Here is a 16,647-nt window from a genome sequence, read left to right as displayed (position 1 = left end):
GGATCTCGGCAGCGGGCGCGTTGCCCGTGGGGCCCGGAGCGGCGCGGCCCCCGGAGGGGCGGCCCGACTTGGGACGGCTGCCGTCCGCGCGGGGCGGTGCGGGCCTGGGACCGGGTCTGGGGCCGGAAGGAGTGGTGCGGGCGGTCTTCGGGGTGGGGGCGGAGTCCGCGGTGGGGCGGGGGCCCGGAACGCTGGGGTGAATCTGTGGCTCCTCGGAGCTTGGAATCGTGCGGGAAACCTGTCGGAAATCGGTGCGGTGACGCATCGAGCGGTCAGAAGAGTTCGATCTGGTCGGGCGGGCGGGCCGCCGCGACGGCCGCCCCGCCCGCGTCACGGGCCTTCTTGAGATGCCGCCAGCGCGGCAGGGCGTCCAGGTAGGACCAGGACAGTCTGTGGTGCGGGGTGGGCCCCTGCTCCTCCAGCGCGGCCCGGTGCACCGGCGCCGGATACCCGGCGTTGCCCTCGAAGCCGAACTGCTGGTGCCGGGACCCCAGTTCGGCCATGAGAGCGTCCCGGTGCACCTTGGCGATCACCGAGGCCGCCGCGACCGCCACACAGGACTGGTCGCCCTTGACGACGGTGCGGACCTTCCAGGGCGCGCCGAGGTAGTCGTGCTTGCCGTCCAGGATCACGGCGTCGGGCGGCTCCGGGAGGGCCCGGAGCGCGCGCACGGCGGCCAGCCGCAGCGCGGCCGTCATGCCGAGCGCGTCGATCTCGCCGGGCGAGGCGTGCCCGAGCCCGTGCGCGGAGACCCAGTCGGCGAGTACCGCGGCGAGCCGGTTCCGGCGCGCGGGGCTCAGCAGCTTGGAGTCCGTGAGTCCCTCGGGCGGGCGGCGCAGGCCCGTGACGGCGGCGCAGACCGTCACCGGTCCGGCCCACGCCCCTCTGCCGACCTCGTCGACCCCCGCGATCACCTTGGCTCCGGTGGTGGCCCTCAGGGAACGCTCGACGCGATGGGTGGGTGGCTCGTACGGCACGCGGCCAGCCTACTCGTCCCGCTCAACGCCCTGTGCGCGGCACCCAGTCAGGCAACGGTTCGGTCTCGGCGAGCCATTCCGGCGGAGGTGCGGCCCCCGGAGCCGCGGCGAGCACGCCGCCCGCGATGGCGCAGATGGTGTCCACATCGCCCCCGGCCTGCGCGGACGCCCAGAACGCCGCCTCGAAGTCGCCGCCGTGCCGGGCCGCGGCCCACAGCGCGAACGGCACGGTGTCGTGAGCACCGGTCCGGCGCCCGCAGCCGAGCACCGCCGCCACCGTGACGGAGTCGGCGTAGTCGAGCAGGTCCCGGGCACGGCGAAGTCCGGCGCGGACGGCACTGCGCGGAACCGCGCGGACGACGCCGTCCAACAGTTCGGCGCCGCACAGCGGTGTCCGGTCGCGCGCACCGGCGCGCAGCGCGGCGGCCACCGCGACCGCCACGGCGCCGCACACGGCTTCGCGGTGCCGGTGGGTGACGCCGGCCGACCTGCGGGCCTCCACCGCGGCCCGCTCCACGTCGGCCGCGAACCAGGCGCCGAGGGGTGCCACCCGCATGGCGGCTCCGTTGCCCCAGGAGCCCTCCCCGCCGAACAGCGCCGCCGCCGACTCACGCCAGTCGGCGCCGTCCTCCCGGATGCGCCGGAGCAGCCGCCCGACCGTCACGCCGTAGCCGCGGTCCTCGTCGTAGTGCTCCGCGAAGGCCGCCGCCAGCGCGTCCTCGTCCGCTTCGCCGAACCGTCCGAGCACCGCGACCACGGAAGCGGCCATCTCGGTGTCGTCGGTCCAGCGCCACGGCCCGGCGGGCACCTGCCGGCGCCGCAGGAGGGGGTGGTGGTCCGGCAGGAAGAAGCGCGCTCCGAGCGCGTCTCCCGTGCGGAGACCCTGCAGGCTGGACAGGGCCCGGTCGAGGCGGAGGGCGTCAGCAGTCATGATGATCATGATGTTATCCGGCCGCCTGTCGGATGTGCGCAAAGAGACCGGAGCTTGCACGTCCCGCCGCGGGGGCCGTGCCTACCGGTGCCAGACCGCGTCGTACGGCTCCGGGACGCACCAGCGCTCGAACGGCCGGTCCAGGTGGTAGCGGCCGTCCCCGCCCAGGACGAGCGCCCGGGTCTCGCCGTTGCCGGGGTTGGAGAGGGACTCGAACTCGGCCACGCTCCAGTGCATCCAACGCATGCAGAACAGCCGCATGGTCAGCCCGTGGGTGATCAGCAGCACGTTCGCGGGGTGCTCGGGCGACTCGAAGCTCCGCCAGAGGCTCTCCAGGAAGGCGCCGACCCGATCGTAGACGTCGGCGCCGGACTCGCCCTGGGCGAAGCGGTAGAAGAAGTGCCCATAGGCGTCCCGCGCGGACTTCTGCTGGCGCACGTCCACGTGGTCCTGCCAGTTTCCCCAGTCCTGTTCGCGCAGCCGCGGTTCCTCGCGCACCCGGGTCCGTGCCGGGTCGAGCCGCAGCTCGCTGAACGTCTCGTGGGTGCGGCGGTACGGCGAGACGTACGCCGAGACGTCCTCCGTGCCGAAGAGTCCCCGCAGCCGCTCCCCGGCGTCCGCGGCCTGCCTGCGGCCGGTCCCGGTCAGGCCCAGCGCATGGTCGGGGACCCGCTCGTAGACGGTGTCGTCGACGTTCCCGTCGGATTCCCCGTGCCGGATGAGGACGATGCGCCGCGGTCGTGCCATACCGCTACCCTACGGGCCCCCGACCGGTCGCCGCAGACCGCAGCGGATCGCCTCGGATCGCCTCGGATCGCTGGAAAGGGGCCGCTACGGGCGGTGGGCGCCCTCAGACCGTCCAGGTGCGTTCGAGATCGACCACGTCGCCGTCCACGGAGGCCAGGTCGGCACCGATCTGCGCGCGCAACGAGAGCCGCTCGATCCGCTCGGTGCGGTACTTCCCGTGTTCGGCGGCCGAGTCCCACATCGACAGGACCATGAACTCGTCCGCGTGCGGTGCCTGGGAGAAGGAGCCCCGGAGCATCCCCGGCGACCCGGCCATCGCCGGGTTCCAGACCTTCTCCTGCATCAGCACGTAGTGCTCGACCCGGTCCTCGCGCACGTGGAAGTGGGCCACCCGCAACAGGTCGGCGTCGGTGAACTCGGGGCGGAAGCCGGTCTTGACGTCGAACCGGTGCTCGAAGAGCAGGGTACGCATGTCCCGGTAGGTCCCGACCTGCGAGGCGTGCAGACGGTGGTGCGAACGCGCCATGAAGGAGTCGTAGAACGAACGGCTCTCCCAGAAGCCGAAGAGGTGGACCACCTGGGGGCGCAACCGGCTCCAGCCGCCGCCCTGCCCCCGGAAACCCGGCTCGCCGGGAAGCCCGGCCCACTTCCGCTGCCCGCGCTCGAACCCGCGTCGGTCGACGACGGTGCAACGCATCCACTTGACCAGCACCGCGCCATCGTACGGCCATTTCAACTGCTCATCGCCCGGTGTGCGGAGGCGCACAGAGCGCTTCGCACGGCGCTCGAACGGCTCGTGCATCTGCTCCCCCGCCGGCGTGCTCGTCCGGTTCCGCACCGGTTCACCCGCGCTGCCGGACGGGGGTACGGGGAATGCGAGGAGGGCGGCGGTGCGGGGACGACGGTCGGGGCGGAACCGGTGCTGCCGGTTCCGCCCCGACCGTCGTTCATCTCAGGACAGGACGGTTGTCAGCTGCAACCGCTGGTGGAGCCGCAGCCCTCGCAGAGGTAGCAGCTGCCCGCCCGGCGCATCTTCGTCCCGCAGGAGAAGCACAGCGGGGCGTCGGCGCTGAGTCCGAGCTGCATCTCGGCCAGTTCGGTCGAGTTGTGCGCCTGCCCGGCAGCGGACGGACCGCTCGTCGCGCCGTCGGACTCGACCGTCACCGGGGCCTCGGGGCCGCCGGACCGCAGCGGGGCGGACTGGGCCAGGCCCTCGACGTCCACCTCGTCGTCCGGCGCCTCGTAGGAGCCCGTCTCCAGGTGCCGTTCACGCTCGGCGGCCGAGTGGATGCCCAGAGCCGAGCGGGTCTCGAAGGGGAGGAAGTCGAGCGCCAGACGGCGGAAGATGTAGTCCACGATCGACTGCGCCATCCGGACGTCCGGGTCGTCGGTCATGCCGGCCGGCTCGAAGCGCATGTTCGTGAACTTCGAGACGTAGGTCTCCAACGGCACGCCGTACTGGAGGCCCACCGAGACGGCGATGGAGAAGGCGTCCATCATCCCGGCCAGGGTGGAGCCCTGCTTCGACATCTTCAGGAAGACCTCGCCCAGGCCGTCGTCCGGGTACGAGTTGGCCGTCATGTAGCCCTCGGCGCCACCGACGGTGAAGGAGGTGGTGATGCCGGGGCGGCCCTTCGGGAGCCGCTTGCGCACCGGGCGGTACTCGACGACCTTGGCCGCCTCGGGCTCCGCCTTCTCGACGTCCTTCGTCTTCGCCGACAGCGGCTGACCGACCTTGCTGTTCTCCACGTACACGGCCAGCGCCTTGGTGCCGAGCTTCCACCCCTGGAGGTAGATCTCCTCGACGTCCTCCACGGTGCTGCTGCTCGGCATGTTGACCGTCTTGCTGATGGCCCCGCTCAGGAACGGCTGGGCGGCAGCCATCATCCGCACGTGGCCCATCGGGGAGATGGAACGTTCCCCCATGGCGCAGTCGAAGACGCTGTGATGCTCGTCCTTCAGGCCCGGTGCGTCGACCACGTTGCCGTGGTCGGCGATGTGGGCGACGATCGCCTCGACCTGCTCGGGCTGGTACCCCATGCGCTTCAGCGCCTTGGGCACCGTGTTGTTCACGATCTGCATCGACCCGCCGCCGACCAGCTTCTTGAACTTCACCAGCGCCAGGTCCGGCTCCACACCGGTGGTGTCGCAGTCCATCATCAGGCCGATGGTGCCGGTGGGGGCGAGCACACTGGCCTGGGCGTTGCGGAAGCCGTTCTTCCGGCCGATCCGGAGGACGTCCTGCCAGGCCTCGGTGGCCGCCGCCCAGACCGGGCTGTCGAGGTCGTCCGTGCGCTTGGCGGCGGCGTTGGCGTCCGCGTGCTGCTCCATGACCCGCTGGTGGGCCGCGGCGTTGCGGGCGTGGCCCTCGTACGGACCGACCACGCCGGCCAGTTCGGCGGATCGACGGTAGGAGGTGCCCGTCATCAGCGAGGTGATGGAGCCCGCCAGCGCCCGTCCTCCGTCGGAGTCGTAGGCGTGTCCGGTGGCCATCAGCAGTGCGCCGAGGTTGGCGTAGCCGATGCCGAGCTGGCGGAAGGCGCGGGTCGTCTCACCGATCTTCTCGGTCGGGAAGTCGGCGAAGCAGATGGAGATGTCCATCGCCGTGATGACGAGCTCGACCACCTTGGCGAAGTTCTCCGCGTCGAACGACTGGTTGCCCTGGTCGTCGTCACGCAGGAACTTCATCAGGTTGAGTGAGGCCAGGTTGCACGACGAGTTGTCCAGGTGCATGTACTCGCTGCACGGGTTGGACGCGGTGATCCGTCCGGAGTCCGGCGAGGTGTGCCAGTGGTTGATGGCGTCGTCGTACTGGATGCCCGGGTCGGCGCAGACGTGCGCGGCCTCGGCCATCTTGCGGAACAGCTCCTTGGCCTCGACCTGCTCGATGACCTCGCCGGTCATCCGCGAGCGGAGGCCGTAGGACGAGCCGGACTCCACGGCCTTCATGAACTCGTCGTTCACGCGGACCGAGTTGTTGGCGTTCTGGTACTGCACGGACGTGATGTCGTCCCCGCCGAGGTCCATGTCGAAGCCCGCGTCGCGCAGCGCGCGGATCTTCTCCTCCTCCTTCACCTTGGTCTCGATGAAGGCCTCGATGTCCGGGTGGTCGACGTCCAGCACGACCATCTTGGCCGCGCGGCGCGTGGCGCCGCCCGACTTGATGGTGCCGGCCGAGGCGTCGGCACCGCGCATGAAGGAGACCGGCCCCGAGGCGTTGCCGCCCGAGGAGAGCAGTTCCTTGGAGGAGCGGATGCGGGAGAGGTTCAGGCCGGCACCGGAGCCGCCCTTGAAGATCATCCCCTCTTCCTTGTACCAGTCGAGGATCGAGTCCATCGAGTCGTCGACGGACAGGATGAAGCAGGCCGAGACCTGCTGCGGCTGCTTGGTGCCGACGTTGAACCACACCGGGGAGTTGAACGCGAAGATCTGGTGCAGCACCGCGTGGGCGAGCTCGTGCTCGAAGATCTCGGCGTCCGCGGGCGAGGCGAAGTACCCGTGCTCCTCCCCCGCTGCCCGGTAGGTCTTGACCACGCGGTCGATGAGCTGCTTGAGGCTGGTCTCCCGCTGAGGTGTGCCGACTGCACCACGGAAGTACTTGCTCGTGACGATGTTGACCGAGTTCAGCGACCAGAAGTCGGGGAACTCGACGCCACGCTGCTCGAAGTTGACCGAGCCGTCGCGCCAGTTCGTCATGACGACATCGCGGCGCTCCCAGTTCACCTCGTCGTACGGGTGAACGCCGGGAGTGGTGTGGATGCGCTCGATGCGCAGACCCTTGTTCGCCTTGCCGGCCTTGGCACGGGAGCTTCGTGCCGGGCCGCTCGTCGTCTCTGTCATTCCGCCTCCCTGGTACGGGCATAACGCCCAGATGTGCCCCGGTTTTCCCCGGTTCACGGTATCTGTCCAACAACCGGACCGCGGAACGCGGTCCGGTCACATCTGTGGGTGCCGGTCAGTCGGCAGCGACCGGCAGGGGCCCGCCGTCGGGGCCCGATCCGTCCGTGGCGACCGGGGGGCCCGGCGCGGCCCGCAACTCCTCGATGGCGGCCTCGAAGTCCGCCAGCGAGTTGAAGGCGCGGTAGACCGAGGCGAACCGCAGGTAGGCGACGAGGTCCAGCTCCTGAAGGGGGCCGAGTATGGCGAGCCCCACGTCGTGGGTGGACAGCTCGGCGCTTCCGGTGGCCCGCACCGCCTCCTCGACCCGCTGGCCGAGCTGGGCGAGTGCGTCCTCGGTGACCGGACGCCCCTGGCACGCCTTGCGCACTCCGGCGATCACCTTGTCGCGGCTGAACGGCTCCGTGACCCCGCTGCGCTTGATCACGGTGAGCGAGGCCGTCTCCAGCGTGGTGAACCGCCGGGAGCAGTGCGGGCACTGCCGGCGGCGCCGAATCACGGTCCCGTCATCGGCGACTCTGCTGTCGACGACACGACTGTCGGGGTGCCGGCAGAAGGGACAGTGCATGGCGCCATACCCCTCTCGACCTCGACACGGCATGCTTGCATCCGGCTCCGGCAGGGCGTTCCCGCATCCGCCGAAGCTGCCTCCAGCATAGGCGATCCCGTCCGCCGATCACGACGGGGGACCACAACTTGTGGTGGCGTACGAGTACCCAACCACTAGATCTGGTGGCTGGGTAACAAGGGGCGCACAGGGCGTGTCGTCGCGGGCATCCCTGCGACCGGTCACTCCGGCGGCCACTGCGAGGGGGCCTTCGGAGCAACGGGCAGGAGTGTGGGCGGGCGCGGCGGCGCGACCCCGGAGCGCGGTGCGCGGGCGAAGCGGGCCGCACGGGCATCACCGGGAAGCACGGCACGGACGCCGGACGAGCGTCAGACGGAAAAGCATTCCGTTCTATACACCCACCCCGGGAGCCCGTCAGTGGAAGCCGGATATTTCACTCGAACGTGTGTTTGGCGCAACCTTTCGAAACCAACTACCGTTGTCCCATTAGGGAGAACGTCAGGGAGAACGAGCGAGAGGGGCCGACGTGACCACCACAGCAGGCAGCGCCATCATCATTGCCCAGGACCGCCCCCAAGACCGGATCAGCCACATGCCCGAAACGAACGAAGGCCCCGGGGAGGCCGGGAGCCCCGGCGAACCCTCGGCCGCGAAGCCCGGGCGCGCGATGCCCGGGCGACCTCCGGGCATCCGAGCGGACAGCACGGGCCTCACCGATCGCCAGCGCCGGGTGATCGAGGTGATCCGGGACAGCGTGCAGCGGCGCGGATACCCGCCGTCCATGCGGGAGATCGGGCAGGCCGTCGGCCTGTCCAGCACCTCCTCCGTGGCGCACCAGCTGATGGCCCTGGAGCGCAAGGGCTTCCTGCGGCGCGACCCGCACCGCCCCCGCGCCTACGAGGTACGCGGTTCGGATGCCCCCAGCACCCAGGCGGCCGACACCGCGGGAAAGCCCGCGGCCTCCTACGTCCCGCTGATCGGGCGGATCGCCGCGGGCGGTCCGATCCTGGCCGAGGAGTCCGTGGAGGACGTCTTTCCGCTGCCGCGCCAACTCGTCGGCGACGGCGAACTCTTCGTCCTCAAGGTGGTCGGCGACTCCATGATCGAGGCCGCCATCTGCGACGGCGACTGGGTCACCGTCCGCCGCCAACCGGTGGCCGAGAACGGCGACATCGTGGCAGCCATGATGGACGGCGAAGCGACCGTGAAGCGGTTCAAGCGTGAGGACGGCCACGTCTGGCTGCTTCCGCACAACGCTTCCTACCAGCCGATCCCCGGCGATGAGGCCACCATCCTCGGCAAGGTCGTCGCCGTGATGCGCCGGGTCTGAACGCGACCCAGCCGGGGCCGTCGACCACACGACGGCCCCGCCCGTGCCGCGGTGCCGCTCAGGACTCCCCGGCAGCGACGTCGATGGCAGCCAGCGAACGTCGCACCTGGCTGCGGTCCGTGGTGTACCAGAAGTCCGGCATTCCGGCCCGCAGGAAGCTGCCGTACCGGGCCTTGGCCAAGCGCGGATCCAGGACGGCCACCACGCCACGGTCCCCCGTCGCCCGCACCAGCCGGCCGGCGCCCTGCGCCATCAGCAGCGCAGCGTGAGTGGCAGCCACCGTCATGAAGCCGTTGCCCCCCGATTCCTCCACTGCCTTCTGCCGGGCGCTCATCAGCGGATCGTCCGGGCGCGGGAACGGAATCCGGTCCATCACCACGAGCTGGCAGCCGCTGCCCGGCACGTCCACCCCCTGCCAGAGCGAGAGGGTGCCGAAGAGGCACGTCCCTGCGTCCTCGGCGAACCTCCGGATCAGTTCGCCCAGGGTTTCCTCGCCCTGGAGCAGAATGGGCACGTCCAGCCGGGTGCGCAGTTCCTCCGCCGCCGCCTGAGCCCCGCGCATCGAGGAGAACAGCCCGAGGGTCCGGCCGCCCGCGGCCTCGATCAGCTCGGCCAGCTCCTCCAGCATGTCCGTCCGACTTCCTTCCCGGCCGGGCGGAGCGAGGTGCTGTGCCACATAGAGGATGCCCTGCTTGCTGTAGTCGAAGGGGGACCCGACGTCCAGTCCCCTCCACGGCGGCGCGTCCTCCTCCTCGATGCCTTCCGGCGCCAGGCCCAGGGAGGCCCCGATACCGTTGAAGTCACCGCCGAGCTTCAGCGTGGCGGAGGTCAGCACCACCGAGCGGTCGTCGAAGAGCTTCTCCCGCAGGAGCCCGGAGACGGACAGCGGAGCCACCCGCAGCGAAGCGCCGTAGCGGTCGTGCCGCTCGAACCAGAGGACGTCGTACTCCGAAGCCTGCCCGATGCGTTCGGCGACGTCGTGGATGTTCTCCACCGAGGCCAGCGCCTGCTTGCGGACGGCGTCCTCGTCCTGGACGGACTTGTCACGGGTGTTCCCCAGAGCGGTGAGGCAGTTGCGGGTGGCGTCCCGCAGCACCGCCAGCACGTGGCCCAACTCCTCCGGCAGTTCCGTCAGTCGCCCGGGGTGGGCGAGCTCCAGCACCCGCTCGAAGCTCTCCGAGGCCGTCAGCAGTTGGTCGGCGACCTTCTCGTCCACCAATTTCGCCGCCCGCCGGACGGCGCGGCCGACCCCGCCGGGGCTCAACTCGCCCGTCGCCACACCCGTCACCCGGGAGACGAGTTCGTGCGCCTCGTCGACGATCAGCACCTCGTGCCCGGGCAGCACGGGAGCGCCCTCGATGGCGTCAATCGCCAGCAGGGCGTGGTTGGTGACGACGACGTCCGCCAGTTTCGCCCGCTCGCGCGCCGCCTCGGCGAAGCAGTCGGCGCCGTAGGCGCACTTCGACGCACCGAGGCACTCCCGCGAGGAGACCGAGACCTGCTTCCAGGCGCGGTCGGAGACGCCGGGGGTGAGGTCGTCACGGTCCCCCGTCTCGGTGTCGGACGACCAGTCCCGCAGCCGCAGGAGATCCCTGCCCAGCCGGCTGGCGGCCCCGCCGGGCGCGGCGGCGGCTTCGAACGGATCGAAGAGGCCCTCCTCCTCGTCCTGCGGGGCGCCCTCGTGCAGCCGGTGCAGGCAGAGGTAGTTGGAGCGGCCCTTGAGCATGGCGAACTCCGGACGGCGTCCGAGCAACGGCCCGAGTGCTTCCACCGTCCGCGGCAGGTCCCGCTCCACGAGCTGCCGTTGCAGGGCCAGGGTGGCGGTGGCGACGACCACCCGCTCACCCTGGGCGAGCGCGGGCACCAGATAACCCAGTGACTTGCCCGTACCGGTACCGGCCTGGATCAGCAGGTGACTGCCGTCCTGCACGGCGGTCGCCACGGCCTCGGCCATGGCGACCTGTCCGGGTCGTTCGGTGCCGCCGACCGCGGTGACGGCGGCGTGCAGGAGGTCGTCGATGGCGGGCCCGCCGGAAGTAGCGCTCATAGGCCTGACACTTTACGGGCCGCGACCGACAGTGGGCGCCCGCTCAACGCGCCGGTCGACGGGGCCCGGCCGCCCCCGGACCCACCCTGGCCGCAGGAGCGGCCCCGCGTACGGGGCGACGCCGGGACGCGGGGCTGCCGCAGACCGCGCGGCCCTCGGCTCACAGGACGTTCCTCAGCAGCCGGTCCCGGGTGACGAGAGCGGCGCGCTTCTCCGGCAGGTCGACCTCGGCGGTGAAGCGGAACCCGGCTGCGAGAAAGGCCGCGACGGACGGCACGTTGTTTAGCGCGGGCTCGGCGACGACCCGGCGGCACTCGGGCCGGTGGTCCAGGACGAGGTCCGCCACGGCACGCAGCAGGAGGCGCCCCGTCCCCCGCCCCCGCTGCGCGGACTCACCGATGAGCACGTGCAGTCCGGTGTCGTGCGGTCGGGCGGGGTAGTGCCGGGCCAGGGGATCGAGATCCGCGCGGTACAGCTCCCAGTAGCTCATGGGGGCTCCGTCCAGCACCCCCAGGCAGGGGCTGCTCCGCCCGTCGCCCTCCAACTGGCCGCGCACGTGGTCGGCCGTACGCGAGGGCTCCCCGGCGAGCGACCAGAAGCGCGACACCGCCGGGTCGTTCATCCACCCGGCCAGCAGCTCCAGATCCCGCTCCAACCGCACGGGGACCAGTTGGAACACGCCCGCCCCGCAGGTGGTGGGTGGCCAGTCGGCCACCGAGTCGAGCAGGTCCGGTTGCGTCGGCAGGACACCGGGGCCGACCGGACTCCCCCGGTCCTCCGCCACGAGCCGAAGGACCTCCGGCGGCAGTTCCAGCTCCAGGGTCTCCTCGCTGCCGTCGGTCACGGTACCGCCGGAACCGGACCCGTCCGTTCCGGATGCAGCGGCGCTCGGCGCCTCGGGGGCCGCGGCCTCCCCCGCCCCCCGAGAGGAGAGCGACGGGACGGCTCCGGGCGCGGCCGGGACGGCTCCGGGCGCGGCCGGGGGCGGGGGGCCGCCCGGGTGGGCGTCCGGCCAGAGCGTCACGGGTCCGAAAGGCGCGGCGCCCGCGGCTCCGGAGCCGGGCGGCACGGCTCCCGGGGAGGTGGCGGCGCCGGGTTCGCCACCGGCGGTGTCCATGGCGGGCATCACGCACGCCCCCTTCTCGACGGGACCCGGTCACCGTCCGCCGGCCGACACGGCGGCGGACCGGCGCGTCACCGGGCCGGTGGGACAACGGGTCAGCGGATTGGCGGGTCAACGGATTGGCGGGTCAACGGATTGGCGGGTCAACGGGTCAGCGGATTGGCGACGGTCACGTACACCGACTGGGTGTCCACCGGGCCGACGAGTTCGTCCAGCCCCGCGAACCGGGTCAGCAGATTGGCCTTGCACCGCAACCCGGCCGCGCTGAGCAGCAGCTCAGGCAGCGGCGAGGCGGACGCGGGACCGCCCGACCGGGCCTGCTGCCGCAGGAAGCGGCAGAACGCGGCGAGCAGCAGGCGTTCGTCGGCCAGCCGCTGCGAACCGAGGGCTCCGACGAGTCCCAGCACGTTGTTGATGCCGAGGTAGTAGGCGAACCGCTCGTCGACGACCGCGTCCGGCACATGGCTGTCCGAGGCCTCGCCGATACCCGGCAACCGGCGTTGCAGCGCGTCCCGGTGGGACTCACGGAGGTAGAATCCTTGGTTGTCCCGGTACCGGCCGCCGCAGGGCCAGCCGTCGGCGTCGAGCAGCACCAGGGTGTTCTGCTGGTGGGCCTCCAGCGCGACACCGGCCGCTCCGTCGAGCCAGAGGATCGGTGCGACCACACGGTGCAGATAGCGCAGGAACCACTCGGTCGCCACGGTGCGCGACGGGCGACCGGTGCGGGCCGCGAGCCGGCGCACCAGGTCGGCCAGCCGGGAGCGCATCTCCGGTGACCTGCCCGGCCACGGCCGCGGGGACACCAGAGCCGCCAGGCACGCCGCGTCGTCCCCGGGGGCGAAGGGGTTGTGCCGGACGACCGCGTCCAGCCCGGCGAGGGGCGCCCCGTCAGGGGTGTCCACCGCCAGCCATGCGGGGTCGCGCACGATGTCGAAGCCGCCGCCGTGCGGAAACGCCTCCTGCCACCGGGCTCCGAGCCCGGTCCTGAGCAGGCGGTGCATCTCCACACCGCGGTGCAGTTCCTTGCGGAGGTTCTCCCGGCGCGAGTTGGTGATCCGCAGAGCCAGCGACAGCTTCAGCATCGCCATGGACCCGGAGCGGTACAGGGTGCGTACCGAGGAGGTCGGGTGCCAGGGGGCACCGGCCGGCCCCAGCTCGTGCAGGAGCCCCTTCCCGACCATCGCGGCGAACTGCGGCCGCCCGCGCAGTTCCGCGGCCTGCCAGGGGTGCACGGGCACCGGCACCGTCTCCTCGGGGAGCGGCAGCGGGCCGGCCAGTCTCCGTGCCACCTGCTCGGCCGACATTGGCCTGCCCCCCTCAGTCCACGCGGAGTCGGAGGCCAGGACGGACCGGTGCACCGCCACCCAGTGCACGGGGAAGGAACCGCGCAGCTCGGGCGACCAGATGCGGGTCCCGGCGTCGGAGAGGCCCTCCCGGCTCTTGGGGGACGGGTGCTGGGGGTGGCCGAGAACCAGGTCCTGCTCGCTCTCCAGGAACCGGTCCGCGCCCGGTACGGCGTCCCGGTGCGCCGCACCCGGCGCCCGCGGTGCCGGCGGCTTCCCGGTCTCCGCCCGGCGCTCGGTGAGGAAGAGGGTGGTGTGCCGGACCGAGTCGGCGACTCCGGCCACCAACGCGGCGGCGTCCCCGGAGGCACGGCGCGCCGCCTCCGGCTCGGCGCGGGGTGCGTCCGGCGCCGGTTCTCCCGCGGCGCCCCGACGGGCGGCGGCCTCCCGGCAGAGCAGCGCGGCCAGGGCGGTCGCGTCGAGCGGCCCACCCGCGGCCGGACCAGCCGTCGCCGTCGGCGGTCCGAAGCGGTGCCAGCCGGTCTCCGACCAGTACCGGACCGGGATGTCGAGGGCGCCGTCCGCTGTCCGCAGCGGCAGCCGCAGGAGGCCACCGCTCGGACGGACGGCGTCCGCTCCGCTCTCCCGCACCCAGCAGCGGAGCAGGTTCTCCACGCCGGCGGCGTCGGCGGCCCGGGCCGGGTCGGGGTGTTCGATCGGATCGGTTCGGGTGGTGTCCCTCGCGGCCGCCGTTCGCGGCGGCCTCGTCTCCCCCGCGGTGTCGGCCGCTCGTGCCGCCGCCTTCGCGGCGGTGGGCCCGTCCGCGTCCCCGTCGTCCGGCGGGTACCGCCGCTGCGGCGGCGGTTGGGACGCCGGGGCCTCCCCCGGCCGTTGCGGGAGCGCCGCACGTCCGTCGGTCCACCTCGCCTCGGAGCCGGATTCCGTGTGCAAAGCTGCCTCCCTGGACGTGCCGTGCCGCCGCCCGGCGGCACGATCGGAGTAACGAGGCAGCGCCCCGGGAATCACGGTCCGCGGCGAAGATCCGTCCGGCCGCCCGCGGGGGAACCGCGCACCCGCTCGAAGCCGTCGTAGGCGACAACGGCATAGTGAGGGACCGCCGGATCTCTCCGGCGGTATCCGCGCCGATCGCCGCACAGCGGACGGCTGCCGTTTCGTCCCGGGTCGCACCGGCTTCATCTCAGGGGGAGTTCTTCCATGCCTTCCACGGCTTCCGCCCGCCGGGTCGCCCGGCGCCGAACGGTACCGGCGTCCGCCGTCGCCACCGCCGCGGTCCTCGCTCTGACGGCGACCGCCTGCGGCTCGACCGAGGACGTGGCGGACGCCAAGCCCGACACCTCCGTGACGGAACTGCCCGAGGGCACTGACATCGAGCTCCCCGAAGGCCTCCCCACCTCGCTGGACGAGCTGAAGGAGTGGAAGGAGGGCGAGTGGGACGACTGGGACCCGGACGGGTGGCTCGGCGACGCCAAGGCGTTCGTCAACCCGATCATCGAGGACCTCTGGGACCCGGACCGAATGGAGAAAGCGGAAGAACCGGACCGGGAGGTCGACGAGGAGGAACTGGAGGAGGACACCGGCGCCGGATCCGGCGGTGACGAGGGCGTCACGGACCCCGCACCGGCGAAGGTCGACGCCCTCGCGGTCCAGCCGTCGTACACCGGCACCGCCAAGGAGCACGGCAAGGTCTTCATGGACACCCCGCAGGGGCAGATGGTCTGCTCCGCCACCGTCGTGCAGGACCCGGCGAACCCGGGGGCGTCCAACCTCGTCGCCACCGCGGGGCACTGCGTGCACGGCGGGAAGGACAAGGGCTGGTACCGCAACGTCGTCTTCGTCCCCGGGTACAACCACCGGGCGCTGGCGGCGGAGCAGCTGAACGAGGCACCGAGGTCCGAAGTGATCCCGAGCGGCGTCTGGTGGGCGGAGCGGGCAGGCACCACCGAGCACTGGCGGACCAGTGGCGAGGAGAGCGGCGGCAAGGGTGCGCAGGCGGACTTCGCCATGCTGGAGGTCCGGCCGGAGGACGGCGGCGGGACCTCGCTGGAGGAGACCGTCGGCGGCGCGGTGGCCGTCGACTTCGGGCTGCCCGAGGTCGCCTCGCTCGGCGAGCTCACCGCTCGCGGCTACCCGGCGGCCGCCCCCTACGACGGCGGCCGGATGTTCGGCTGCACGGACACCCCCGGTCGGCTCACCATCGACCCGGATCAGCCGACCATGTACCGCATCGGCTGCACCATGACCGGCGGCTCGTCCGGGGGCGGCTGGACGGCGACCACGGCCGACGGGACGGAGAAGCTGTACTCGGTCACCTCGATCGGCCCGCTCACCGCGGACTGGCTGGCCGGCCCCCGGCTGGGCGCGGAGGCCAAGAAGGTCTTCGACGCGCTCAGCGGCTGAGCCTGCCGGAGTCGGACTGCCCGGGAGCGGTGCGGCCACCGCTCCCGGGCACGGGGACCGGTCTCAGACCTCGGCCATCGGGCTGCGCCGAGTGTCGCTGCCCGGTACGGGGGCGGAGGCGTCCGTCCCGAGTTCCACGATGCGGTTGTCCTCGTCGACGTGCACCACGCGCGGCCGGAACTCCCGCGCCTCGGCGTCCGACATCTGCGCGTAACTGATCAGGATGACCAGGTCGCCGGGGTGCACGAGATGGGCCGCCGCACCGTTGATGCCGATGACGCCGGAGCCCCTGCGGCCCTCGATGAGGTAGGTCTCCAGCCGGGCCCCGTTGGTGACGTCCACGATGTGCACCAGCTCGCCGGGCAGCAGGTCCGCGGCCTCCAGCAGATCCGCGTCCACGGTGACCGAACCGACGTAGTGCAGATCGGCCTCCGTGACGGTGGCACGGTGAATCTTGGACTTGAACATGATACGCATCATCGGGGTACTCCTGTACATAGGCTCCCTGCCTGCGGTTTTGCAGGTCAAGGGCGGTTTCCCCACCTTACAGCGAGTCGCATGTTTGGGCAGCGTTCACCAGGTCTTTCAGGACTCATGCTGACCACTTGCTGACTTTTCTGACACACCGTCAGAGCATCACCAGTGGCTTCGCCCACCCCGCTGCCCCTCCGCGACGACTCAGGCTCCACGAAGGGCGTGTCCATGATTATCGCCAGTCCGACGGTGAGGGCGGGGACGAAGGCAGTCGACCGGGACACGGGCTGCGGACCGCCCTGGGACGCTCGGCCCGGGCCACCCCGTTCCGCCTCAGAGGATTTCGCACGATGCAACAAGGAGTTCGAGGACCGAAGCGACGCAGCAACATAGCAGCGGATCACCTGTTAGTGAAACCGGCGATTCCCACGACCATGGCGATGGCCCGCCCGGTGAAACCTCACGGTGACATAGGACGGGCGCCGAGGACGTTTAATTCGGCCAGAGTAGAGCGCGAGCTGACGCCGCGGTCGAGCTCGGCCAGTCTCAAGGAGCCGTCTTGCCCGTGGAACCACAATCGCACCCCGACGAGAACCAGACCGATTTCAACTCGTCGAACAGGCGCCGCAGCCTCGAACCCGTACTCATGGACACATCTGAGGTCGCTGTGATGCTCAGCATGTCCACAAGCTGGGTCTACAGGGAGGCATCGAAATCGGGCTTGAAAGGTTACAAGCTCGGCCGAGGCAGGAACGCCAAGGTCTTGTACAAGAGAGCTGACATCTTCAAGTGGCTGGAGCAGCGCAAGATCCGCTGAAAGGGCCGGGCTGAGCCGCTCATCGTACGCCGATG

The 16,647-nt window shown here is 71.5% G+C and carries 12 protein-coding genes and 1 pseudogene; 3 read left to right on the top strand and 10 right to left on the bottom strand.

The features are described from left to right. Positions 1 to 272: 272 nt before the first annotated feature. From H300_RS27020 to nrdR, 6 genes are all read right to left on the bottom strand, one after another. On the bottom strand, positions 273 to 977 hold the full coding sequence (locus H300_RS27020) for a ribonuclease HII (RefSeq protein WP_051270061.1): 705 nt from the start codon (positions 975 to 977) through the stop codon (positions 273 to 275). A 22-nt stretch (positions 978 to 999) separates the two neighbouring features. Next, complete coding sequence (locus H300_RS0115055) at positions 1,000 to 1,908, bottom strand: ADP-ribosylglycohydrolase family protein (RefSeq protein WP_028428099.1); 909 nt, start codon at positions 1,906 to 1,908, stop codon at positions 1,000 to 1,002. A gap of 81 nt (positions 1,909 to 1,989) precedes the next feature. After that, positions 1,990 to 2,655, bottom strand: a complete 666-nt coding sequence (locus H300_RS0115050; protein WP_028428098.1) for a histidine phosphatase family protein — start codon at positions 2,653 to 2,655, stop codon at positions 1,990 to 1,992. A gap of 103 nt (positions 2,656 to 2,758) precedes the next feature. Next, complete coding sequence (locus H300_RS0115045; RefSeq protein WP_028428097.1) at positions 2,759 to 3,367, bottom strand: YdbC family protein; 609 nt, start codon at positions 3,365 to 3,367, stop codon at positions 2,759 to 2,761. Between the two features lie 257 nt (positions 3,368 to 3,624). Further along, positions 3,625 to 6,495: a vitamin B12-dependent ribonucleotide reductase gene (locus H300_RS0115040; RefSeq protein ID WP_028428096.1), complete on the bottom strand. Its 2,871-nt coding sequence runs from the start codon at positions 6,493 to 6,495 to the stop codon at positions 3,625 to 3,627. A gap of 115 nt (positions 6,496 to 6,610) precedes the next feature. Further along, complete coding sequence (gene nrdR, locus H300_RS0115035; RefSeq protein WP_028428095.1) at positions 6,611 to 7,120, bottom strand: transcriptional regulator NrdR; 510 nt, start codon at positions 7,118 to 7,120, stop codon at positions 6,611 to 6,613. A 649-nt stretch (positions 7,121 to 7,769) separates the two neighbouring features. Between nrdR and lexA the strand changes: the two are divergent. After that, positions 7,770 to 8,450: pseudogene (lexA, locus tag H300_RS0115030) on the top strand (transcriptional repressor LexA); the annotation flags it as partial. Positions 8,451 to 8,508: 58 nt separating this feature from the next. On the opposite strand, the gene H300_RS0115025 reads toward lexA, so the two are convergent. The 3 genes from H300_RS0115025 to H300_RS27010 all read right to left on the bottom strand — a co-directional run bounded on the left by H300_RS0115025 (position 8,509) and on the right by H300_RS27010 (position 13,854). After that, positions 8,509 to 10,497, bottom strand: coding sequence for an ATP-dependent DNA helicase (locus H300_RS0115025; protein WP_028428093.1), 1,989 nt, complete (start codon positions 10,495 to 10,497; stop codon positions 8,509 to 8,511). Positions 10,498 to 10,657: 160 nt separating this feature from the next. Next, complete coding sequence (locus H300_RS27015) at positions 10,658 to 11,341, bottom strand: GNAT family N-acetyltransferase (RefSeq protein WP_051270071.1); 684 nt, start codon at positions 11,339 to 11,341, stop codon at positions 10,658 to 10,660. 422 nt (positions 11,342 to 11,763) lie between these two features. Further along, positions 11,764 to 13,854 carry an IucA/IucC family protein gene (locus tag H300_RS27010; protein ID WP_051270060.1) on the bottom strand — a complete coding sequence of 697 codons (2,091 nt, stop codon included), beginning with the start codon at positions 13,852 to 13,854 and terminating at the stop codon, positions 11,764 to 11,766. 264 nt (positions 13,855 to 14,118) lie between these two features. On the opposite strand from H300_RS27010, the gene H300_RS0115010 reads away from it, so the two are divergent. Then, positions 14,119 to 15,321 (top strand): hypothetical protein, encoded by a 1,203-nt coding sequence (locus tag H300_RS0115010; RefSeq protein WP_028428092.1) that lies wholly within the window; start codon positions 14,119 to 14,121, stop codon positions 15,319 to 15,321. 63 nt (positions 15,322 to 15,384) lie between these two features. Here H300_RS0115010 and panD read toward each other — a convergent pair whose 3' ends face one another. Then, positions 15,385 to 15,801 (bottom strand): aspartate 1-decarboxylase, encoded by a 417-nt coding sequence (gene panD, locus H300_RS0115005; RefSeq protein ID WP_028428091.1) that lies wholly within the window; start codon positions 15,799 to 15,801, stop codon positions 15,385 to 15,387. A 559-nt stretch (positions 15,802 to 16,360) separates the two neighbouring features. Here panD and H300_RS0115000 point away from each other — a divergent pair. Then, positions 16,361 to 16,612, top strand: a complete 252-nt coding sequence (locus H300_RS0115000) for a helix-turn-helix domain-containing protein (RefSeq protein WP_028428090.1) — start codon at positions 16,361 to 16,363, stop codon at positions 16,610 to 16,612. The last annotated feature ends 35 nt before the right edge of the window (positions 16,613 to 16,647 follow it).

Source organism: Streptomyces sp. TAA040, from assembly GCF_000424845.1.
This window is presented reverse-complemented; position numbering and strand designations above follow the sequence as displayed.

What these genes read in the sequence shown, in the direction of transcription:
- H300_RS0115040 (WP_028428096.1), bottom strand. Translation starts at nt 6,495, where the DNA reads ATGACAGAGACGACGAGCGGCCCGGCACGAAGCTCCCGTGCCAAGGCC.
- H300_RS0115050 (WP_028428098.1), bottom strand. Translation starts at nt 2,655, where the DNA reads ATGGCACGACCGCGGCGCATCGTCCTCATCCGGCACGGGGAATCCGAC.
- nrdR (WP_028428095.1), bottom strand. Translation starts at nt 7,120, where the DNA reads ATGCACTGTCCCTTCTGCCGGCACCCCGACAGTCGTGTCGTCGACAGC.
- H300_RS0115010 (WP_028428092.1), top strand. Translation starts at nt 14,119, where the DNA reads ATGCCTTCCACGGCTTCCGCCCGCCGGGTCGCCCGGCGCCGAACGGTA.
- H300_RS0115025 (WP_028428093.1), bottom strand. Translation starts at nt 10,497, where the DNA reads ATGAGCGCTACTTCCGGCGGGCCCGCCATCGACGACCTCCTGCACGCC.
- panD (WP_028428091.1), bottom strand. Translation starts at nt 15,801, where the DNA reads ATGATGCGTATCATGTTCAAGTCCAAGATTCACCGTGCCACCGTCACG.
- H300_RS0115055 (WP_028428099.1), bottom strand. Translation starts at nt 1,908, where the DNA reads ATGACTGCTGACGCCCTCCGCCTCGACCGGGCCCTGTCCAGCCTGCAG.